This is a genomic window from Bacillus salipaludis, from assembly GCF_004358205.1.
The window spans coordinates 48,521-68,807 of the sequence record NZ_SMYO01000013.1; the positions used below are offsets into that span (position 1 = coordinate 48,521).

22 protein-coding genes, 1 tRNA gene and 1 riboswitch are annotated in these 20,287 nt (G+C 37.2%); of the genes, 9 read left to right on the forward strand and 14 right to left on the reverse strand.

Annotation, left to right across the window (positions count from 1 at the left end; translation table 11 throughout):
- Window positions 1-14: 14 nt before the first annotated feature.
- Window positions 15-464, reverse strand: coding sequence for an SRPBCC family protein (locus E2K98_RS22900; RefSeq protein WP_133338314.1), 450 nt, complete (start codon window positions 462-464; stop codon window positions 15-17).
- A 554-nt stretch (window positions 465-1,018) separates the two neighbouring features.
- On the opposite strand from E2K98_RS22900, the gene E2K98_RS22905 reads away from it, so the two are divergent.
- Both E2K98_RS22905 and hcp read left to right on the forward strand, forming a co-directional pair.
- Complete coding sequence (locus E2K98_RS22905) at window positions 1,019-1,894, forward strand: LysR family transcriptional regulator (RefSeq protein ID WP_133338316.1); 876 nt, start codon at window positions 1,019-1,021, stop codon at window positions 1,892-1,894.
- A 523-nt stretch (window positions 1,895-2,417) separates the two neighbouring features.
- Window positions 2,418-4,091 (forward strand): hydroxylamine reductase, encoded by a 1,674-nt coding sequence (gene hcp / locus E2K98_RS22910; protein WP_208025411.1) that lies wholly within the window; start codon window positions 2,418-2,420, stop codon window positions 4,089-4,091.
- Between the two features lie 219 nt (window positions 4,092-4,310).
- On the opposite strand, the gene E2K98_RS22915 is transcribed toward hcp, so the two are convergent.
- The 3 genes from E2K98_RS22915 to E2K98_RS22925 form a co-directional block, all read right to left on the reverse strand.
- Complete coding sequence (locus E2K98_RS22915; protein WP_133338320.1) at window positions 4,311-5,657, reverse strand: TrkH family potassium uptake protein; 1,347 nt, start codon at window positions 5,655-5,657, stop codon at window positions 4,311-4,313.
- A gap of 73 nt (window positions 5,658-5,730) precedes the next feature.
- On the reverse strand, window positions 5,731-6,387 hold the full coding sequence (locus E2K98_RS22920) for a potassium channel family protein (protein WP_133338322.1): 657 nt from the start codon (window positions 6,385-6,387) through the stop codon (window positions 5,731-5,733).
- 223 nt (window positions 6,388-6,610) lie between these two features.
- Entirely contained in the window at window positions 6,611-7,030 is a 420-nt protein-coding gene (locus E2K98_RS22925) for a hypothetical protein (protein ID WP_133338324.1), read from the reverse strand.
- A gap of 315 nt (window positions 7,031-7,345) precedes the next feature.
- Window positions 7,346-7,488: riboswitch (cyclic di-AMP (ydaO/yuaA leader) on the reverse strand.
- A 228-nt stretch (window positions 7,489-7,716) separates the two neighbouring features.
- On the opposite strand from E2K98_RS22925, the gene E2K98_RS22930 reads away from it, so the two are divergent.
- The gene (locus tag E2K98_RS22930) at window positions 7,717-8,964 is read left to right on the forward strand and encodes a cation:proton antiporter (RefSeq protein ID WP_133338326.1); all 1,248 of its coding nucleotides are present in this window, start codon (window positions 7,717-7,719) and stop codon (window positions 8,962-8,964) included.
- Between the two features lie 370 nt (window positions 8,965-9,334).
- On the opposite strand, the gene E2K98_RS22935 is transcribed toward E2K98_RS22930, so the two are convergent.
- Window positions 9,335-9,407 (reverse strand) — tRNA-Val (locus tag E2K98_RS22935).
- 178 nt (window positions 9,408-9,585) lie between these two features.
- Between E2K98_RS22935 and E2K98_RS22940 the strand changes: the two genes are divergently transcribed.
- The 5 genes from E2K98_RS22940 to E2K98_RS22960 all read left to right on the forward strand — a co-directional run bounded on the left by E2K98_RS22940 (window position 9,586) and on the right by E2K98_RS22960 (window position 14,456).
- The gene (locus tag E2K98_RS22940) at window positions 9,586-9,810 is read left to right on the forward strand and encodes a WYL domain-containing protein (protein ID WP_133338328.1); all 225 of its coding nucleotides are present in this window, start codon (window positions 9,586-9,588) and stop codon (window positions 9,808-9,810) included.
- A gap of 163 nt (window positions 9,811-9,973) precedes the next feature.
- Window positions 9,974-10,696, forward strand: coding sequence for an alpha/beta hydrolase (locus E2K98_RS22945; RefSeq protein ID WP_133338330.1), 723 nt, complete (start codon window positions 9,974-9,976; stop codon window positions 10,694-10,696).
- Window positions 10,697-10,824: 128 nt separating this feature from the next.
- Window positions 10,825-11,340, forward strand: coding sequence for a YjcG family protein (locus E2K98_RS22950; protein ID WP_133338332.1), 516 nt, complete (start codon window positions 10,825-10,827; stop codon window positions 11,338-11,340).
- 3 nt (window positions 11,341-11,343) lie between these two features.
- A complete protein-coding gene (locus E2K98_RS22955) occupies window positions 11,344-11,766 on the forward strand; it encodes a GNAT family N-acetyltransferase (protein ID WP_133338334.1) in 423 nt (140 codons plus the stop codon).
- 380 nt (window positions 11,767-12,146) lie between these two features.
- Window positions 12,147-14,456: a UvrD-helicase domain-containing protein gene (locus tag E2K98_RS22960; protein ID WP_133338336.1), complete on the forward strand. Its 2,310-nt coding sequence runs from the start codon at window positions 12,147-12,149 to the stop codon at window positions 14,454-14,456.
- 17 nt (window positions 14,457-14,473) lie between these two features.
- Here the strand turns inward: E2K98_RS22960 and E2K98_RS22965 are convergent, their stop codons facing one another.
- From E2K98_RS22965 to E2K98_RS22995, 7 genes are all read right to left on the reverse strand, one after another.
- On the reverse strand, window positions 14,474-14,731 hold the full coding sequence (locus tag E2K98_RS22965; RefSeq protein ID WP_026574562.1) for a stage VI sporulation protein F: 258 nt from the start codon (window positions 14,729-14,731) through the stop codon (window positions 14,474-14,476).
- A 127-nt stretch (window positions 14,732-14,858) separates the two neighbouring features.
- Entirely contained in the window at window positions 14,859-14,984 is a 126-nt protein-coding gene (locus tag E2K98_RS22970) for a YjcZ family sporulation protein (RefSeq protein ID WP_133338338.1), read from the reverse strand.
- Window positions 14,985-15,111: 127 nt separating this feature from the next.
- On the reverse strand, window positions 15,112-15,468 hold the full coding sequence (gene spoVAE / locus E2K98_RS22975) for a stage V sporulation protein AE (RefSeq protein WP_133338340.1): 357 nt from the start codon (window positions 15,466-15,468) through the stop codon (window positions 15,112-15,114).
- 4 nt (window positions 15,469-15,472) lie between these two features.
- A complete protein-coding gene (gene spoVAD, locus E2K98_RS22980) occupies window positions 15,473-16,498 on the reverse strand; it encodes a stage V sporulation protein AD (RefSeq protein WP_133338342.1) in 1,026 nt (341 codons plus the stop codon).
- A complete protein-coding gene (gene spoVAC, locus E2K98_RS22985; RefSeq protein WP_133338344.1) occupies window positions 16,499-16,975 on the reverse strand; it encodes a stage V sporulation protein AC in 477 nt (158 codons plus the stop codon).
- Window positions 16,976-16,990: 15 nt separating this feature from the next.
- Window positions 16,991-17,371, reverse strand: coding sequence for a YhcN/YlaJ family sporulation lipoprotein (locus E2K98_RS22990; protein ID WP_235824912.1), 381 nt, complete (start codon window positions 17,369-17,371; stop codon window positions 16,991-16,993).
- Between the two features lie 414 nt (window positions 17,372-17,785).
- A complete protein-coding gene (locus E2K98_RS22995; protein WP_133338422.1) occupies window positions 17,786-18,142 on the reverse strand; it encodes a DUF1360 domain-containing protein in 357 nt (118 codons plus the stop codon).
- Window positions 18,143-18,284: 142 nt separating this feature from the next.
- Here E2K98_RS22995 and E2K98_RS23000 point away from each other — a divergent pair, with 142 nt between their 5' ends.
- A complete protein-coding gene (locus E2K98_RS23000; protein ID WP_026574556.1) occupies window positions 18,285-18,785 on the forward strand; it encodes a CotY/CotZ family spore coat protein in 501 nt (166 codons plus the stop codon).
- A gap of 40 nt (window positions 18,786-18,825) precedes the next feature.
- Here E2K98_RS23000 and E2K98_RS23005 read toward each other — a convergent pair whose 3' ends face one another.
- Complete coding sequence (locus E2K98_RS23005; RefSeq protein ID WP_133338348.1) at window positions 18,826-19,323, reverse strand: CotO family spore coat protein; 498 nt, start codon at window positions 19,321-19,323, stop codon at window positions 18,826-18,828.
- Between the two features lie 120 nt (window positions 19,324-19,443).
- The gene (gene fabI / locus E2K98_RS23010) at window positions 19,444-20,211 is read right to left on the reverse strand and encodes an enoyl-ACP reductase FabI (protein ID WP_133338350.1); all 768 of its coding nucleotides are present in this window, start codon (window positions 20,209-20,211) and stop codon (window positions 19,444-19,446) included.
- Window positions 20,212-20,287: the final 76 nt, after the last annotated feature.

The window sequence follows — 20,287 nt, forward strand, 5'->3', positions numbered from 1 at the left end:
TGAATTTCTATACATTAAATGTTTTGATGAACATTTAGCTGTTTTTCTATATCTTTAAAGAATTTACCGGCCATGAATTTGGCAATACCTCCGATGACCCTGCTTCCAACCCCAGCAATCATTCCTCCTATATCTGCATTGCATTCCCAAATTAATTGACAGCCTTTTCCTTCAGGTATAATTTTACAATCCATTTTCGCGGAAACAAATCCTGGCTTCCCACTACCTTCAGCAGTCAAGATATAATGAGATGGTACATGGACGTCTTCTAATTTAACCTTACCCGTGTAGTCCCCTTTTACAGCTGCTACACCAAGCTTAAGCTCAACGTCATATTTACCATCTCCAACCAAGTTTAAGTTTTGACATCCTGGGATGGCATTCTTCAGCAATTCTGGATCATGCATCGCTTCCCAAACGACTTCTGAACAATAATTAAATTTCGCTTTCCCTGATAATTCCATTGATATCTTGCCTCCATTTTTTAGTAAGTATTACTTTATATAGCTTGATTCCCTGTTAGAAAGGATTATCAAGTTGGTGCCCCTGAAAATATATTTCTCAAAGATTTTTTATGAGTAAATTCTTAGTTGTTCTTTACCTACAGCAGGGATGTATCCGCTTTCTTTTACTTTAATTTTCTAACTCCCCTATTGGCGCTATATTGTTGTTTGCCAAAACATATCATCCGGAAATATTGGTAAAAACAAATCTCTATTACCACTTTGCATCCAATTCTATGAACACTTTGATTCCAGGTCGCTTATATATAGAACCTTTCATATCCAGGATTTCCCTTTGAATACGTATCAGTGTCATGCAGTGCTCTTTCAACTGATGTTTGAAAAGTGGCTTCTCCCGCTTTACTCATCAAAGTCACATTAGATTCAATTTAAAGTGATTGAAAATTTAGTCATTTTAAATCTTTTATATGATTGTACACTTGATTTTTTATAAAGTTAAATACATAATTTTCTATATATCGATAGATTCTAAGCTATAAAGGAAGGCGATAAATATGGATCTACTCCAGTTAAGATATTTTCAAACTCTTGCCCGTATGGAGCATATGACGAAAGCTGCAGAACAACTGCATATCGCTCAGCCATCACTGAGCAAAACAATCTCCAGGTTGGAAAAGTCTTTAGGCGTCCCCTTATTTGATCGTCAAGGGAAGCAAATCAGGCTGAACCCATTCGGAAAAGCATTCCTTTGCCGAGTTAATCGTGTTTTTACTGAGTTGGAAGAAGCAAACCGTGAATTACTTGACATGGCAGGCCTTGAAAATGGGGTTGTTCATTTGGGCACGACCACCACACGCTTGTTACCGGATCTTATCAGTGCGTTTCTGTCACAATACCCTCATGTCAATATTAGGCTATTACAATTCCCAACAAAGGAGATACAACATCACCTTGTAAATGGAGAAATTAATTTTTGTATCTCCTCACCGCCCCTCCATCAACCTGGCATTTGCTGTAATCCCTTGTTAACGGAAGACATTTACCTGGCTGTTCCTACCAAACATCCACTCGCAAATCGTGACCAAATTAATCTCTGTGAAGTTGCCAGCGATAAGTTCATCAGTCTTACAGCAGACTACGCTCTCCGTGATTTAACTATCGAATTTTGTAATCGAGCCGGTTTCATCCCCAATATCGCGTTTGAATGTAACGACGCTGAAGTTATCTTCGACATGGTGAAATTAGGATTGGGAACCGCTTTTATTCCTGCCCATTGGTGGAAAGAAAACAATAGCAACTTACCTGTAAAATTGAAGATCAGAGAACCTGTCTGCGAGAGAGTGATTGGGTTGAATTGGGTGGAAACACGATACTTATCGACTGCTGCACAAACATTTCGCACGTTTGCAACTGATTATTTTGACTCGTGATGAACTGCACCTTCGATTCTGTTGTAAAAAATCTAAACAATTTGCAATTATTCCATAAATCTTGGACATCCTCCCCAGTTACTAGAAATAATAAATAAACAGAAGATTTACTAAAGAGATCCATTAATGGAGAAACGAAAAAAGCCCAATTTCTCAATTTACTGAGAAATTGGGCTTTTAAATTTGAATTTCCTTTCAGTTTCGCTGAGTCCATCCACCTAAAAAGGGGATCTTGTCACCATCAAAGACGGCCTCTATATCTCCAAAATGAAAATATTTTTCCTGATTGGGGTCATCATTTAAAACGGCCCAAAAATTCAACTAGGCGTTTAATGCAAACCGCATCCACTTGTCTTTTTTGTCACGAAGTGTTCAAATCTTTTTGGCTTGTTTGTGAACAGATCCATAAAGCACTCCAAATTTATAATAAATGAATTTACAATAACGATGTAAACACGTTGATTATATCGCTAATTGCTTATGATACTTATTCAATCATTCACTGGAGGAAATTAAAATGAGTATGTTTTGTTTTCAATGTCAAGAAACCTCAAAAGGAACAGGTTGTACAGTTGTTGGAGTATGCGGAAAAAAAGATGATTTAGCAAATATGCAAGATTTATTGATTTACACGATTAAAGGACTAGCGATTGTGAATACAATGGCCCGTGAAATCGGGATTAATCAAAAGAAAACTGATCAGTTTATCATAAATGGCCTCTTTATGACGATTACAAATGCAAATTGGGATAAAAATGAATTTTTTAATACAGTAAGAGAAGGACTAAAGCTCCGGGAAGAAATTAAAGCGGCAATCAGAAATGCAGGGTACACATTAGACAATAATAGCGACTTTGTCACTTGGTATCGTGAAACCAATTATGAGCTTGAAATGAAATCTGCTTCTCAAGAAGTTAGTATTTTAGCTACAAGAGATGAAGATATTCGTTCATTAAGAGAGTTAGTGACTTACGGTTTGAAAGGAATGGCAGCATATTTAGAGCATGCAGCAAATCTAAGCTATGAAAATGAAGAGCTAAATGCGTTTATGCAAAAAGCACTAGCAAAGATTACAGATGATTCCGTAAGTATGGAACAATTGATCGAACTTTCAATGGAATGTGGAAAGTACGGTGTTCATGCCATGGAGCTATTAGATACAGCAAATACATCAACGTATGGTCATCCTGAGATGACAAAAGTAAACATTGGTGTACGTCAAAATCCGGGAATTTTAGTTAGCGGTCATGACCTAAAAGATATGGAAGAACTTTTAAAACAAACGGAAGGCACGGGAGTAGATGTGTATACACATAGTGAAATGCTTCCAGCGCACTATTACCCAGCATTCAAAAAATATGACCATTTTGTCGGTAACTACGGAAATGCATGGTGGGAACAAACTCGTGAATTCGAGAGCTTTAACGGTCCAATTTTAATGACAACAAACTGTATTGTACCACCAAGGGAATCTTATAAAGGAAGAATGTATACAACTGGTGCAACTGCTGTCCAGGATGTAACCTATATTCCTAAAAATGAAGATGGTACTAAAGATTTCTCCGTTATAATTGAGCATGCAAAGAAATGCCAACCACCAGTAGAAATTGAAAAAGGTGAAATTGTTGGAGGATTTGCGCATAATCAAGTAGCACAAGTAGCTGATCAAGTTGTAGAAGCTGTGAAAAAGGGTGATATTAAACGATTCTTTGTAATGGCTGGCTGTGATGGCCGCCATAAGAGCAGAACTTATTATAAAGAGTTTGCCGAAGAACTTCCGAAAGATACGATCATTTTAACTGCCGGTTGTGCTAAATATCGATACAATAAGCTAGATTTAGGTGATATCAACGGAATTCCAAGGGTGCTTGATGCCGGTCAATGTAACGATTCCTACTCACTAGTCATGACTGCATTGAAGCTGAAAGATGCATTCGGATTAGAAAGTGTAAATGAATTACCGTTATCTTACAATATCGCATGGTATGAGCAAAAAGCGGTTATCGTTTTCTTAGCTTTACTTTACTTAGGTGTGAAAAATATTCACGTTGGACCAACATTACCAGCTTTCTTATCACCAAACGTAACGAACTTCTTAATTGAGAATTTTGGTGTAGGCGGCATTTCAAATACCAAAGAAGACATAGAAATGTTCATGAACAGTGGAATTGAAATTCAAGAAAGTGCATTAGTTTAATTATAGACTCGGGTCCCGGATGGGATGAAGGATAAAGGGAGAGCCTCAGTGGCTTTCCCTGGATTAAGAATATAGTTCATATAATAAAAAACACTCACTTTTAGTGAGTGCCCATTAATAATAATAAATTCGAGTAAAATCTAGAATTAGTCTTTTCTCTTCTTTTAAAAACAACAAGGATGATGATTTTTCATTCCTTAAGGCCTAATTTATAATTACTTATCCAATTAATATTTTTTCTTCAGCATATTTTAGTTTTCCTTCTTTCTTATTTAACATAAGAGCGAAAGCCATTGTTAACGGTCCAAGTCTTCCAATAAACATCATTAAGGTAATCAAAAGTCTACCAAGCGGCGAAAGGTTTCCTGTTAATCCTTCTGATAAACCAACTGTACCAAAAGCGGAAATCGTTTCGAAAAGGATTTTATTCATATCTGCTTTTTCCGTAAAAGTTAATAAAAAGAAAATGGTAAAAATAAAAATCATAGCAGTTACTGCAATGGACAATGATTTATTCACTAATTGCCAAGGAATTCTCCTTTTAAATATATTTACATTATCTTGATTTGTAAGAACGGTCCAAAAAGCAAGAAGGATAATAGCAAAGGTTGTTACTTTGATTCCTCCGCCTGTGGAACCAGACGATGCCCCAATGAACATTAAAACCATTGTAAACACCTGAGATGATAAAGTCATTTCTCCATAATCAATGGTATTAAAACCTGCTGTGCGAGGCACTACCCCTTGAAAATAAGATGCCCATAATTTATCCCCTAAGCTAAGCTTTCCAATAGTTGCAGGATTGTGAAACTCAGATGCAAAAATGATCATTGTACCTAATATGATAAGAATAAAGGTCATTAGTAAAGCTACTTTAGAATGCAGGGATAATTTTCGAAATGATTTCTTTTGCCAAGTATCCATTATTACAGTAAAACCAATACCGCCAATCATAAATAAAAAAGTAATGACTAAATTTATAGTTGGGTCCCCCACCCATTTACTCAAACTATCAGGTTCGAGGCCAAAACCAGCATTATTAAATGCAGAAATGGAATGAAAGATACCATAATAAATGGCCTTGCCCAATGGCATTTCAAAAGACCAGCGAATGGCTAAAATAACAGCACCAATTGTTTCAACAATCAATGTTATTTTAATAATTCGCAAAACAAGCTTCACAACCCCTGATAGCGTTAATACATTTAATGAATCCTGTAATAGCAACCTCTCTTTTAGTCCTATTTTCTTTCCTAAGATGATAAACATAAATATACCAATTGTCATGAATCCCCATCCGCCGAACTGGATTAAGAAAAGAAGAACGATTTGACCAAATAATGTAAATGTTGTTCCCGTATCCACAACTGCTAATCCTGTTACACACACAGCAGATGTTGCCTCAAACAAAGCGTCAATAAAGTTAAGACCGCTTCCTTCTTCCACAGTGGAAAATGGAAGCATTAATAGCAGAGTCCCTACTAAAATAAGACTGCCAAACCCTATAACAAGAATTTGGGCTGGATGTAATTTAATTAGATTACCTTTTCGTTTAAAGGAACCCACCTTTTATCCCCCTTTATTAAATTTTTCCACTAACCTTTTCAAAATTGCTTTATGCGTTTTGATATTAATTTAATTAACTGATATGGGAGAATTTCTGTAAGTCTTCATTTTCTCCAATTACAATCAAGATGTCATCCGATTTTAGCGGGGTTTCCGGATTTGGCAAGATATCAATTTTATTTTTATTTTTTATACCGATGACGGTTATATTATAATTTGCCCTCATATTGATTTCGCGGAGGTTTTGTCCATTCATACTTGCAGGTACTTTAATTTCTTCAATACTATAGTCATCTGCCAGTTCAATGAAATTTAAAACGTTTGGAGATGACATTAACTGATGTGCAAGCCTTTCTCCCATGTCTTTCTCAGGATAAATTACACGATCCGCTCCTACTTTATCCAAAACTTGTCCATGACTTTTATTTATAGCCTTTGCCACAACATGCTTAACTCCTAATTCTTTAAGTAGGAGAACGGATAAAATACTTGCTTGAAGATCATCGCCAATCGCTACAATGACAGTATCAAAATTTCGTATCCCTACATTTTTTAGGGTCGATACATCGGTCGTATCCCCTATAACTGCATGTGTAACGGAGTCCTGATTATCCTCAATGTTTTCTTCCTTTTTATCAATAGCTAGTACTTCATTTCCTTCTTTAAATAAGGCGGCAGCAACACTTGAGCCAAACCTACCCATTCCAATGACTGCATATTGTTTTTGCATCTTAAAACCTCCTGCTGTATCTCCTAAAACTAATTAATGTAATCCAATAAAAAATACCACTCAATAAGTTGGTTCCAGTTTGTATATGTACATTCTGAATTTTATTACTTGATTTATCTTTAAAATCTGCTGTCATTCACAAATTAGCCAAGGAAAATTATAGATGTCTCATGTAATATTTTCTTAATCAATTATTCAAAAAAAAAGCCACCCACAGGTGGATTTAATATGCCACATCCATTTCTTTAAAACCATTTTCATTATTGATCATAATTGGAAGGCATTGTGTAATACTTTTAGAGTTGGCTAAAACAATCCTTATTATTAAAGTATAAAGAAGAGATCCCCTATCTTTTCGAATACTCTCAGGGATATAAAATGTAAAAGGAATGGTTTCTGATTTATCAGGTAAACTAGAATAAGAAAATAAAACCGTATGGCTATTGATAGTTTCTTCTTCATGAGAATTTGGATCTTTTTTAATTAAATCAATATCATACCTTTTCACTTTATTTTTAATAAGACCACCCTTAAGCTCAATGGAACCGTTTATATTAGTACCAACCCCATAAACTTTTTTGTCAAGCTGGATAGTTGCTTTTGGTACAACTAGATTCATTTTCATCATATAGCCATTCAACATCCGTATCATCACCCGTTTTGTATTTATTCACAAAAAAATAGACCAATACTTACTTTTTCCCAAGATGGAACAAAACCATATTCCCGGCATAAATCTGAATTAACAGACAGCAAAAAAAATGTTCTTCCATTACATAGGCAAAAAGTAACATTGGTCTACTTAACACATAGCCAGCAACTTTGCTCTCTTAGTGTTCCGTCTCCCATGTATCTTTCTCAAAAATAGGCACAAAAAAACACCTATTTTAACTTCAAGCTGCTCCTATGCTTCAATTTGTCCAATGAAACAAAAAAGCCCCCTGAATAGGCGGTCACAGACCTCCTTCGCTTTAGCCGACGAAGTTAGCTGACGGGTAGGATGGCGAAAGAGAATATTCTCATCCTTTCTACAGTATTAGAATTAACCCCCAAAAATTGGTTCCTCCGTTCCCAAATGTCGAAATTAGGCCGAACTATTTAATTAGATGTTCAATATGAGGTCATTTTAGCTCCATTTGAAAAAGCTGTAAAGAGGTATATTTTATTAAATAACCTATCATTTGCTCATTTTTCTAATAAAATTCAACATTTTCTTTAAATTACTCATGATTTTGGTATTCGTTCAAATTTAATTAAATGTATTCATAGATGAACTGCATAAGGAACAACCTATAATCATGAAAAACAAAAAGAGAACGGAGAGATCACATGGAAGCAAGTGTAATGCATTTTGTTCAACGTGAACTATACATGATCACCATGGTTTTTCTTTTTGGATTAATCGCTATTAAACTTTCCGAAAGAATTAAAATTCCCGACGTAGCCCTGTTTATGATTGTAGGGATTTTAATTGGACCATCCGTTTTCAATTTGATTACAGTTCCCAATGACTCTGTTTCCTACCAATTTATCATTGTATTGGGATCGATATTAATTCTGTTTGAAGGAGGCATTGCAATACACTTTTCAGTACTTAAAAAAGTTTGGGTTACGATTTCTCTTCTATCTATATTAGGAGTGATCATTACGGCTGCCGTTGTGGCTGTTACCGCTTTCTATTTATTAGATATACCCATTCTTTACGCCCTGCTTCTAGCTTCAGTTATTGCATCCACAGATCCGGCCACTTTGATGCCGGTATTTAAACAAATAGCCATTCAAGAGAAGGTAAGACGAACAGTTGAAAGTGAGTCCGCTTTTAACGATGCAACAGGATCTATTTTAACGTTTACCTTACTTGGGGTTATAATAGGACATACAGAATTATCCATTTCTTCAATCATATGGAGTTTTTTTCGAGAAGCTGGTGGTGGAATATTAGTTGGAGCAGTGATTGGTTTTATCGGTATTCTGTTAACCTCAGAACAACGCTTTGGCTTTTTAAAAAAATACAGCATTGTGGTTAGCTTGCTTGTATCCATAAGCTCTTATTTAGCAGCAGGATTTATTCAAGCCAGCGGCTTTATGGCTACATTCACTGCGGGTCTTATCTCAGGAAACCCACAACTTTTTAGGTTACATATTGCAGAAGAAACCAACTCAACGGTTTTTGCCTTTTCCAGTCCCCTAACCTTAATTATGAGAACCCTTATTTTTATGCTGTTAGGAACCCAGGTAGATTTTCGGATCTTAGGCCAGTATTGGATACAAGGAATTTTGGTTGTGCTTGTCTTTATGTTTATTGCTAGACCACTTGCGGTCCTTCTTTGTACTTTACCAGACCGGAAGGCAAAATGGAAAATGAATGAAATTTTGTTTATGTTCTGGGTTCGGGAAACAGGAGTTATTCCTGCCGCTCTGTCAGGGATGATTGTTGCTGCAAAAGTTGATTACGCTAACCAAATTGCTTCTATAACGTTTATTGCCATCTTAGTCACCATACTGATCCAAGCAAGTACAACTGGTTATGTAGCCAAAAAGTTGAGGATTACTATAGAACCTGTAGAAGGCACTTGAAATAATTATATATAAACAGGGTAAAAAGGACAGGTGAGGTTTCACCTGCTTTTTTTAGAATAAAAATAGAACCCCTATAGCAACAAATGGTTATATTTTTGTTTTTGTTGGTCTGCATCCACCAACACATCCATATGTCTTACTATGGCTTTGTACGGACATGGATTGGACAGTGCAGATGAAGCAGCAGCAAACACTTTTGATCAATTTTTTCAGCCAAATATTAAGAATAAAGTATAACAGCCCGCAATTAAAGCGGGTTTATTTTTTGCCACCAATCTGCCACCAACTAATCTGTATTACTATATCTTAATAACCTGTAACAACGAAAAAACCTTGATAATTCAACATTATCAAGGTTCTGTTATGATGACCTGTACAGGGATCGAACCTGTGACCTCAACCCTGTCAAGGTTGCGCTCTCCCAGCTGAGCTAACAGATCATAATAGTTAAGTACAATATTAATTATAATTATGTAGCAAAAAAAGTCAATATCTTTTTGTATTTTTTGAATACAAATTGGAAATAATTCATAAGAACGTATGTTCTAAAATATATTGAATAAAGAACGAATGTTCGGATATAATAATACTATATTAAAAAGAAAGGTGTGAATTTACATGGAAGGTCTTCTATATCGTTCAATCGAAGAACATCTGCCGTTAGAAATGATTTATCTTTCAGAAAATCAACAACTATCCCAGAGAAAATTAATTGTGAAGGAAATCAATGATGAATACATTCTGGCCTATTGCCTGCTTCGCAAACAGGTTCGGACTTTTCGCCGGGAAAATATTTTATCCATTATGCCAGATGCTCGCTCTAAGCATCGATATCTCCATTAGTCTTAATCTTGAGGATGGCCCCAAACTTTTCGTACCACCCCTCTCACATAATCTCACTTTTCATCCCACTATTTCTGCTCAGCCATCCCCTCTTTCCAATAAACAATTCAACTATCTTTATGTTAGAATGCATTTGTACAGTTTAAAATTGGAGGTATCATCAATGAATTATCCAAAAGGCACAATTAAAGAACTTACCTTTCAAAGTTTAGAACTTGGAGAAGAAATGCAGCTTCTTGTCTATTTACCGGCAAATTTCTCACCCCTTTATAAATATTCCCTTTTAATTGCACAAGATGGAAAGGACTATTTTCAACTGGGGAGAATTGGACGGTTGGCAGACGAATTACTTTTTGAGCGTAAAATTGAAAATTTAATCATGATTGGGATACCCTATAAAAATGTAGAGGACCGCCGCAGAAAATACCATCCAGAGGGTGACCAAAACAAACAATACATACGTTTCCTTGCTCATGAATTAGTTCCTTTTATCGAAAACGAATTCCCGACATATCAAATCGGAACCACAAGGGCCTTGATTGGCGACTCACTTGGTGCAACCGTCTCATTTTTGACAGCGCTTCAATACCCTCATACCTTTGGGAAAGTATTATTGCAATCACCATTAGTTAACGAACAGGTCCTTGAAAGGGTCCGCAGCTGTTCTGAACCGCAGCTTTTGGAGGTCTATCATGTGGTTGGAAACCAGGAAACAGAGGTACCCACTACCGATGGAAAAGTGAGTAATTTCATTGAGCCAAATCGAGAACTTTCAAAAGTGATGAAAGACAAGCCATTTTCATATTTTTATGAGGAATTTGATGGAAACCACACTTGGAAATACTGGCAACCTGATTTAAGACGTGCTCTTACAATGATGTTTTAGCTTATTACACATAGTGAGGCAAAGTAATTTTATATTTTTTGAAAATTTGCTATAATTATTTATGAATAATATTTTCATTTTGGAATCCTATTTTTATATAGGAAAAATTGACTAACGGAGGTATACATATGAAATTTGGTGTTGTTATTTTTCCATCTAAAACTCTTCAAGATTTAGTAAATTCCTATCGTAAACGTTATGACCCGCATTATTCTTTAATTACTCCACATATAACATTAAAAAATGCTTTTGAAGCTACTGAGGATGATGCTAAACAAGTTGCCGATAAATTGCGAAAAATTGCCGGTAACCACTATCCATTCTCGATCAAAACAACCAAAGTAAGTTCTTTTCAGCCTGTAAACAATGTCATCTATTTAAAGGTTGAGCCAACTGTTGAATTAAACGATTTGCATGTTGAAATTAATCATGAACTAAATCAAGAAGCCCCTGAATATAAATTTGTTCCACATATTACGCTTGGTCAAAAACTTTCAAATGATGAGCACTCAGATATTTACGGTTCATTGCGTATGAAGAAATTTGATCATGAGGAAAAGATTGACCGGTTCCATCTTCTTTATCAATTAGAAAATGGTTCTTGGACTGTATATGAAACATTTCGTCTTGGAAGGGATCAATAAAAAGTGACTGTAAAGATTGTTGAGAATGAAAAAGAATTAGAAGATGCTTTTTCTGTAAGAAGAACTGTATTCATCGACGAGCAAAATGTCCCTGAGGCGGAAGAGATTGATCAGCACGAGGAAGAAGCAACTCATTTTGTGCTGTATCATGAAGGCTCGCCAATTGGGGCCGGCCGTTTTCGCCTAGTGGATGGGTTTGGAAAAGTTGAACGTATTTGCATAATGAAACAGGCTAGAGGTACTGGTGCAGGAAAAACGATTATGAATGGGATCGAAGACTATGCACGGAAAATGGGGATTCAAAAATTAAAGCTGAATTCTCAGACATACGCAATTCCTTTTTATGGTGGATTGGGCTATGAAGTTGTTTCCGAAGAATTCATGGATGCGGGAATCCCCCATAAAACGATGGTGAAAAAGATTTAATTTAAAATAACCGGGTGTAAAATCTTTTAGATTTTATACTCGGTTTTTTATTTTGTTTGGAGGTGCTTTTCTATTTTTCTACCTATTATTTATCAGCTTTGCCCATTCACTCGACTATTTTTTGTAATTTATCCGTTTCATATTGCCCGTTCCACTCTTTTTGCTTCTTCACGGGCACTATGTACCCCGCTTAGTTCCCGCTACCTCTCTTTTTTCCTGCATACGGTAAAGGTAACCCCAATCCTTTTACCGTCCCACCTCTTTTTCATATACACTGGCAAACCATACACCACTTTTCTATTTTTCAAGCCTTTTTGTTACTTCAGGGTTTTGTTATGATTAAACATGTTGCTTTATTTTTAAGAGACAGAGGAAAAACTATGAAAACTGTGCTATACCAAAACCAAACGATTATACTCGATCAATTAGATCGGGATGAATATCAAAAAATATATTTAGCGGGGAAAAATGGTGAGTTAGTTTGTCCCGTTTGCCGTGAGAGTGTTCGCTTAATTCTTGGCATTCAGGAATCACCTCATTTTTCGCATACTCATTCAACCATTCCGGATTGCCCGGAACCAGTCGTTCAGGAAAGGAACGAAGAAACCAACCAAAGCCATAAAGAAGTGGATGGCTTCCGTCTTCCAAAAGGCAGAACAATCCTGGAGACACCTAAATCCGTCCAAGTCTTCAAAACAGCAAAAGTCCTTGAAGCACAGACTCCCTTTCAGAAAAATGCAGTAAACTCGATAGAATACCAATCTCCTTACTTACAACAGTTAGCAAAATCGGATGTCGTTCTTGATGAGGCACAGGCAGCAGCGGTCTCAGAAACAGACGGGGCATTATTGGTTCTTGCCGGCGCCGGGAGTGGTAAAACAAGGGTGTTAACAGCGAGAACAGCCTTTATGTTAGAGGTCAAAAAGATTGACCCGCGAAACATTATGCTGGTTACCTTCACTTCCAAAGCTGCAAGTGAAATGAAAAGCCGCTTACTTTCCTATCCGCAAATGAAAAGAGAAGCCATAAATAAACTCGTTACCGGCACCTTCCACAGCATTTTTTATCGAATTCTTATGTTCCATTCCAGGGATAAATGGACTTCAGACCGCCTTTTAAAGAAAGATTGGCAGCGGGATAGAATTCTCAAGGATGCCGGGAAAGAGATAGAATTGTCGGAAAAAGAGTTTGCCTATGATATAGCCCTTCAGCAAATCGGCTTCTGGAAAAACTCACTTCTTTTTCCAAACGATATTAGACCTACATCGGAATGGGAAGAAAAGGCGCTTTTCCTTTATAAAAAATATGAGGAATATAAGGAAAGGGAACAATTATTTGATTTTGATGATATGCTCATTGGCTGTTATCAGCTGTTAAGCTCCACACCTGAATTACTTGAACAATATCAAAATCGATTTCAATATTTCCTTATTGATGAATTTCAAGATATCAACAAGGTGCAATACGAACTGATTAAATTGCTAGCGGGAAAACATAAAAATGTCTGCGCTGTCGGAGATGACGATCAGGCGATCTATTCTTTTCGAGGCAGTGATCCTAGTTATTTACTTGAATTTGAAAAAGATTTCCCTTATGCAAAAGTAATTACCCTTGAAGAAAATTATCGCTCTTCACATGAAATTGTTACAGCAGCTAATCAAATGATTGCCGCTAATAAAATAAGAAGACTGAAGAAAATGAAAGCCCAATACTCGACTGGAGTAGCTCCCACTTTATTTTTCCCTAACGATGAAGAGGAAGAGGCAACGATGATTGTGACAGATGTACAGGAAAAAATCACACAGGGTGCGAAGCCTTCCGATTTTGCAATACTTTACCGGACGAACGCAGGTGCACGTGCCGTGTTTGAACGGTTAGCCAGTTCAAATCTTCCCTTTCGGATTGAGCAGGATGTAGAGGCTTTTTACGACCGAAGGATTGTAAAAAGCCTCCTCTCCTTCTTAAGATTAAGCTTGAATGAAGATGACCAATCTGCTTTGTCTGATATATTGCCCTTTTTGTTCTTAAAACAATCAGTTTTAAGAGACTTAAAAGCAATGAGTATCCTCCAGGATTGTAGTTATTTAGAGGCCCTATCCTATTATAAAACGGCGCATGCCTTTCAGGAAAAAAAATTAAAAAAAGCAGTCCCCACCATCCGGACATTAAAGCAAATGGCCCCGCTTACAGCCATTGAAATGATTGAAAAGGATATTGGATTTCTGGATTTCCTAAAGAAGCGGGGAAATGAATCAAATATGTTGGAGAAAGGTTCGGATGATATTAAGGACCTGAAAGTAGCAGCGAAAAATTTTAGTACAATTGAAGCCTTATTGGCTCATGCAGAACATATGTCTGCGATGAATAAGGAAATCAAAAATTTAAGTAAGCATTTTACTGAGGCCATTACTTTAAGTACGATTCATCGAGCAAAGGGACTCGAGTATCAAACCGTTTATGTTCTTGGTGCTGTGGATGGAAGCCTGCCGCATGATTTTGCCTTAGAGAGCTACCGGAACGGTGACTATTCAGCATTAGAAGAAGAAAGAAGATTATTTTACGTTGCGATGACACGTGCAAAGGAACAGCTTTACATCTCTGTTCCAAGTAACCGTAGAGGCAAAAAAGCAAATCGCTCACGTTTTTTGGCACCATTAATCAAAAGAAGACAAAGGCCCACTTCCTTATAGGAAAGTGGCCTTTGTCTTTATTTTTTATTATTCATCATATTTGCAATGGTATTAAAATCAAGCGATTTTCCATCGTTTATAATCGATTTAACAATTTGATCTTCTAATTCCTGAGGTACTGGTTTATTGGCAATTTGAGACACTCTTTTAATTACATTCCGGACTGTTTTTTCATCCCTAAAATTTGCATTTTGCAAAGAATTCGCTAATTCAAAGATATCTTTCATGTTCACGCCAGTTTTCTTTTCTATGTTTTTAAAGAACCCATTATCCATGTTATATTCTCACTCCTTCATAACAACTACTTTATAGTATGAAAGAAGGTCAAAAAGGTTCATAAAACAAAGAAAAGGCTGGCCATCCTTATAGCCAGCCCTCTTCCTTAATGCAAATCAGAAAATCTTAGACAATGAAGCTTGTTCCTACAATGATCAATAGGATAAATAATACAACGATTAAAACGAAAGTTGAACCTCCGTAGAAACCGCCGCCATAGCCGTAGCCGCCGTATCCGTATCCGAAGCACATAGACCTAGTCACCTCACTTTAGTAATCTCACTTATAACATATGAGAATACTGTAAAAAGTGTATAGGCAGCGTCCTTTTTTCGAATACTGGCAGTAAAAAATGGAGTATTGTCCTGCTCCTACGCTTCTACCCTTTTGGTCTAAATATGAGCGCTCCAATAAATCCAAAAATAATGGCAGCGGAAATTCCGGAGCTGGTTACTTCAAACATCCCTGTTAAAACCCCTACAATTCCATGTGCTTCTGCCTCTTGAAGCGCCCCGTGTACCAAAGAGTTACCGAAGCTCGTGATTGGAATGGTTGCCCCTGCTCCAGCAAAATCAATTAATGGCTCATAAAGGCCGAACCCATCCAATACAGAACCTATGCAGACCAGTAAACTTAAAGTATGACCCGGTGTTAGTTTGGCCACATCGAATAATAATTGTCCAATCACACAAATAATTCCACCAACTACGAACGCCCAAAAAAACATGGCAAGCATTTTATCACCCCTTTTCCCCATTCATTTCAATAGCAACGGCATGCGCAATGCAGGGAATAGATTCATTTTGTTGGAAACTTAACGGTGATAACAAAGCACCTGTGGCTACGACTAAAATTCGTTTGTAAACACCTTTTTTCATTTGGTTTAGTAAATGTCCATATAAAACAGTTGCTGAACAGCCTGCACCGCTTGCCCCGGATTGAACAGGCTGATCTTTTTTGTATATAAGTAAGCCGCAGTCCTGGAATTGTTTTCGCTCCAGCTTTAAGCCGCTTTTATTGATTAATTCAAAAGCCGTATCATGGCCGACTCTCCCTAAATCACCGGTGATGATAAGATCATAAAAGGATGGATCCAATTGTAAATCCCGAAAATGGGCCATAATCGTATCCGCAGCGGCAGGGGCCATCGCTCCCCCCATATTAAACGGATCTGTTAACCCCATGTCAATTACCTTGCCAATTGTTGCGGAGATCGTCACAGGCTGATTCTTCGATGAATCATTGGCTGCCATCAATGCTACACCTGCCCCTGTAACCGTCCATTGTGCTGTTGGCGGCTTTTGCCCGCCATACTCCGTTGGGTAGCGGAACTGCTTTTCAACAGCTGAATTGTGACTCGAAGCCCCTGTGAGAATATATTTCGCTCCTTGATTATTAATTACAAAAGAAGCAAGTGCTAATCCTTCCATGGATGTGGAACAGGCTCCAAAGAGACCGAAATAAGGGATTTGCATCGACCTTGCTGCAAAGCTTGTCGGTGTTATTTGATTAATCAGGTCACCCGCAAATAAAAATTGAACCTCCTCCTTATGAACATTTGCTTTTTGCAGAGCCATCTTGATTGATTCCTCCAGCAAAACCCGATGTGCTTTTTCGTATGTTTCCTGTCCCATCCACAAGTCTTCATGTAATAGATCAAAATCATTCGCTAAATTCCCATTCGCCTCAAATGGGCCACCTGATACACCCGTGGCCATAATCATTGGCCGGTTTGCAAATACCCAAGATTGATGCCCTTTTAACAATTACAAAACCCCCCACATTACCAGTAACGTTTTAATGAGCGCGACAACAAAAGCCGAAAAGACACCAAACAAAATAACAGACCCAGCCAGTTTAAACATATTTCCGCCGACTCCTAAAACAAACCCTTCCGTTCGATGCTCAATTGATGCAGAAATCACCGCATTGCCGAATCCTGTTACCGGTACCGCGCTTCCTGCTCCAGCAAATTGACCTAGACGGTCGTAGACTCCAAAACCAGTTAAAAGCATCGAAAAGAATACCATTGTTGCGACAGTTGGGTTTCCAGCTGTCTGCTCTGTAAAATTGAAAAAATATATGTAAAAGTAACTAACAGCCTGACCAATTACACATATCAAGCCGCCGACGAAAAAAGCCTTCAAGCAATTTTTTAAAACTGGCCGTTTAAACTCATGCTTTTGCTGCAGTTGTTGATAGTTTTGTTGCTGTGGAGTTAAATTTTTTTGTTTGCTTGCCATTCCAATGTCTCCCTTCTATGTCATATCTTTTGTCATTTTAATGATTTCACGCAGCCTTTTTTCAGCATCTTTTTCTGAAAATTTCTTGCTTTCTATTCGCTCATTTAATCGAACCGCTTCAAGGAAAATTTTATAATCACTCGAAACGGTGATATCCTCTTTTGGAAATCTCTTTTCTAAGAATTCGGTAAGGTTTTTTTCGATTTTTTTCATTTTGAAGCGGTGCATATGCTTAACCTTATAAACAACAAGTGTTTCTTTTGTTCCTTTGATGACTGCCGCATCATAGATTTCTGGAAAAGAACTGACTGCCTTTTCAATTTTTTGAACACGTGTTGTTTTTTTATCTCGATCGGTCATAATCGGATTGGGATTGGTTGTTTTTATCAGAGCCAATTGGCTATCCTTTCCCTTTTGGTTCCCGTTGCAGGATACTAAAAGACATACACATGAAAGTAGGATAAGTCGTTGAAAGTAAATCATTTTTTAGTTCCTTCCCTTGTCCATTAGTAAGAATCTTGTTATCCTATAGTTTTTTCGACCTGAACCAAAATTATGACAGATAAGATTATTTTAAAGATAAAAAAACACTGCCGGTGTTCCCGAGCAGTGTTTTCTGTTATTTCTGTGTCTTTTTCCCGCATCCACAGCCACTTTTTTTAATCCGCTTTGATTCTTTAAAGGTTTGGCTTGAGCCTTGATTGTTTTTATTTTGCTTATTCACTGTTCTCTCCACCCCATTGCAGTAACATTATGTTTTAGAATATGTGATGAAATGAAATCTTGTCTCTATAAATAACCATTTTTCCTTTACTTTTGAAGCCAATTTTGAACGATGGTTTCCAAAATGGACGACAGTCCTGCAATCGCTAAAATCAAAACCACGGGCTCATACAGAGCAGAATTAACATAATGTAACAGGACCAATGCGATGGATGACCAAATTCCTGTACACCAATAACAGCTTAGAAGCTCCCCAAAGAATCTTTTGATGGGGGTCTCTTTCGGCACATAATATACTTCCATTTCCCCCTGGTCATTCTCTTCGACCACCTCCGTAAAAAAAGGATTGCGGAGAAATTCTGTAATTTTATCAAATACCAATAATCTTGTCAGCCGAAAGGCCGCTAGCCCCAAAATAGTGAATTGTAAAAGACTAATATCCATAAACAAATTTGTCCTTCCTTTCCTTGATATAGTGAACTAGCCTAATTTTCTTAAAAAAGGCAATTGTCCGTAACCCAAAAGGCCCCTGTGAAATATGTTAGTAATGTAAGATATATATCACGGATTTAAGGAGGAAAAATAAATGGGTTGTGGAAATAATCATAACGATTTTCACGGTGACAGCTGTGTGTGCGAAGTAGTTCGTGCGATTAAAGATATACAAGATAATGCTGTTGAAAATGAGTGTGCGGAGTGTTCAAGTTGTTTTACTGAACCACTTGGCTCATTAGTTTCACCTACAAGAAGAGAACCAGTAGATACACGTGTGTTTGTTTTAAGTGATGCAAAAGGTAATCCATTCCATGCATTCTTTAACGGTGAAAATAATGCGTGTGTGTCAATCTTCTTCAGGGTGGAAGATGTATTTGACAACTGCTGTGCAACACTTCGTGTTCTAATCCCTGGACGCAGAGAAAGCGGAAACTTTGTTCCGGTGAACCTTGTTAATAATGGTAATGTTGACCTTTCAAGAGTTTGCCAAGTGGACCGTTTCCGTGCAAGCAATGACTGCGTAACAGTTGATTTAAAATGCTTCTGTGCAGTACAATGTATCGCTGATGTTAACTTAGGAATTTGTAACTAATAAAAGTAGCCAGTCGATAACGGCTGGCTTTTTTTATTGTTTAATTTTTTATTCCAATCATGATGACATCTTTTAAGTCAGCCACTGGAATCGTTTTAGTTGTTTGATCATGGAATTGAATGGTAATTTCCTGCCCCCGATAATCCTGTAAATACCCCTGATAATTTTTATCTACTGTATAAAATACACACGGTACAGGAGGAAGAGCCTTTGGAAAATCCACTAAATACCTTAAACGTTCCTTCATGTTCATTTCCTTAAAGCTTTTAACCTTTTTAAAGGAATATCTTTGCTTGTCACTTTTCTCCTTTTTGTCAGCAGCCTTTTTTTCTGACATTGTTACCTCAATTGGTACAATCTCCTTGTTCGATTCCTCCTTTAAAGAATTCCTTTTGGATTCGCCTTTTTGTTTGTTTTCTTCTATAGGAAGCGTTTTTTCTTGTTTAGTTGAATACACTTCCTGCATTTTGATAGAAGGAGTTTTTGAAAAAGGCTGGTAAATATAAAGTAATGGACCTTGGTTTTTCTTTTCTGTCATAAACCTTGAGCACCTCCAATACAAAGTCCTTCACTTTATATGTATGCTCGATGCCCATACTCGTTCACTTCTAATCTAAAATTCAAAATAAAAAAACCCGCAAAAATGCGGGTTTATTCATTAAAGAATGTGGTAACCAGAGTCAACGTGGATGTTTTCACCAGTAATTCCACGAGAAAGATCACTAAATAAAAATACGGCTGTGTCGCCAACCTCTTCTGGAGTTGTCGTTCTGCGCAATGGAGCCTTTTCTTCAATTTCCTTAAGGATTGAATTAAATTCACCAATTGCTTTTGCAGATAAGGTTCTGATCGGCCCTGCAGAAATGGAGTTTACGCGAATCCCATCCTTACCTAGGTCAGAAGCTAAATAACGGACACTTGCATCAAGAGAGGCTTTTGCAACACCCATAACATTATAGTTTTGAATCGCACGTTCACCGCCAAGATAGGTTAAGGTCACAACACTTCCACCTTCTGTCATTAAACCGCGTGCTTCTTTGGCAACAGCAGTTAAGGAGAAAGAACTGATATTTTGAGCAAGCAAGAATCCATCTCTGGATGTATTTACAAATTCACCTTTTAATTCTTCTGTTTTGGCAAAAGCAATACAATGAGCGATTCCATGAATGGTTCCCACTTCTTCTTTAATCGTTGCAAAGCACTTTGCAATATCTTCATCACTTGTTACGTCACATGGTAATACAAGTGTACCTTCTGCTTCTAGAGAATCCGCTAATTCACGGACGCTGCTTTCGATTCTTTCCCCTACATAGGTGAAAATTAATCTTGCACCTGCATTGTGAAGAGAGCGGGCAATCCCCCAAGCAATACTGCGTTTATTGGCAACACCCATGACTACAAATGTTTTTCCGTTTAGTGAAAACATGTATTTATTCCTCCTATATTTAACACAAGTTATTAGCACTTGGTACTAATTTTACACTATATTCGAAAGTATGTAC

Excerpts from the sequence above, each read along its gene's own strand:
- E2K98_RS22900 (WP_133338314.1), bottom strand. The coding sequence starts at position 464 with ATGGAATTATCAGGGAAAGCGAAATTTAATTATTGTTCAGAAGTCGTT.
- E2K98_RS22905 (WP_133338316.1), top strand. The coding sequence starts at position 1,019 with ATGGATCTACTCCAGTTAAGATATTTTCAAACTCTTGCCCGTATGGAG.
- hcp (WP_208025411.1), top strand. The coding sequence starts at position 2,418 with ATGTTTTGTTTTCAATGTCAAGAAACCTCAAAAGGAACAGGTTGTACA.
- E2K98_RS22920 (WP_133338322.1), bottom strand. The coding sequence starts at position 6,387 with ATGCAAAAACAATATGCAGTCATTGGAATGGGTAGGTTTGGCTCAAGT.
- E2K98_RS22925 (WP_133338324.1), bottom strand. The coding sequence starts at position 7,030 with ATGTTGAATGGCTATATGATGAAAATGAATCTAGTTGTACCAAAAGCA.
- E2K98_RS22930 (WP_133338326.1), top strand. The coding sequence starts at position 7,717 with ATGGAAGCAAGTGTAATGCATTTTGTTCAACGTGAACTATACATGATC.
- E2K98_RS22940 (WP_133338328.1), top strand. The coding sequence starts at position 9,586 with ATGGAAGGTCTTCTATATCGTTCAATCGAAGAACATCTGCCGTTAGAA.
- E2K98_RS22945 (WP_133338330.1), top strand. The coding sequence starts at position 9,974 with ATGAATTATCCAAAAGGCACAATTAAAGAACTTACCTTTCAAAGTTTA.
- E2K98_RS22950 (WP_133338332.1), top strand. The coding sequence starts at position 10,825 with ATGAAATTTGGTGTTGTTATTTTTCCATCTAAAACTCTTCAAGATTTA.
- E2K98_RS22960 (WP_133338336.1), top strand. The coding sequence starts at position 12,147 with ATGAAAACTGTGCTATACCAAAACCAAACGATTATACTCGATCAATTA.
- E2K98_RS22965 (WP_026574562.1), bottom strand. The coding sequence starts at position 14,731 with ATGGATAATGGGTTCTTTAAAAACATAGAAAAGAAAACTGGCGTGAAC.
- E2K98_RS22970 (WP_133338338.1), bottom strand. The coding sequence starts at position 14,984 with ATGTGCTTCGGATACGGATACGGCGGCTACGGCTATGGCGGCGGTTTC.
- spoVAE (WP_133338340.1), bottom strand. The coding sequence starts at position 15,468 with ATGCTTGCCATGTTTTTTTGGGCGTTCGTAGTTGGTGGAATTATTTGT.
- spoVAC (WP_133338344.1), bottom strand. The coding sequence starts at position 16,975 with ATGGCAAGCAAACAAAAAAATTTAACTCCACAGCAACAAAACTATCAA.
- E2K98_RS22995 (WP_133338422.1), bottom strand. The coding sequence starts at position 18,142 with ATGGATATTAGTCTTTTACAATTCACTATTTTGGGGCTAGCGGCCTTT.
- E2K98_RS23000 (WP_026574556.1), top strand. The coding sequence starts at position 18,285 with ATGGGTTGTGGAAATAATCATAACGATTTTCACGGTGACAGCTGTGTG.
- E2K98_RS23005 (WP_133338348.1), bottom strand. The coding sequence starts at position 19,323 with ATGACAGAAAAGAAAAACCAAGGTCCATTACTTTATATTTACCAGCCT.
- fabI (WP_133338350.1), bottom strand. The coding sequence starts at position 20,211 with ATGTTTTCACTAAACGGAAAAACATTTGTAGTCATGGGTGTTGCCAAT.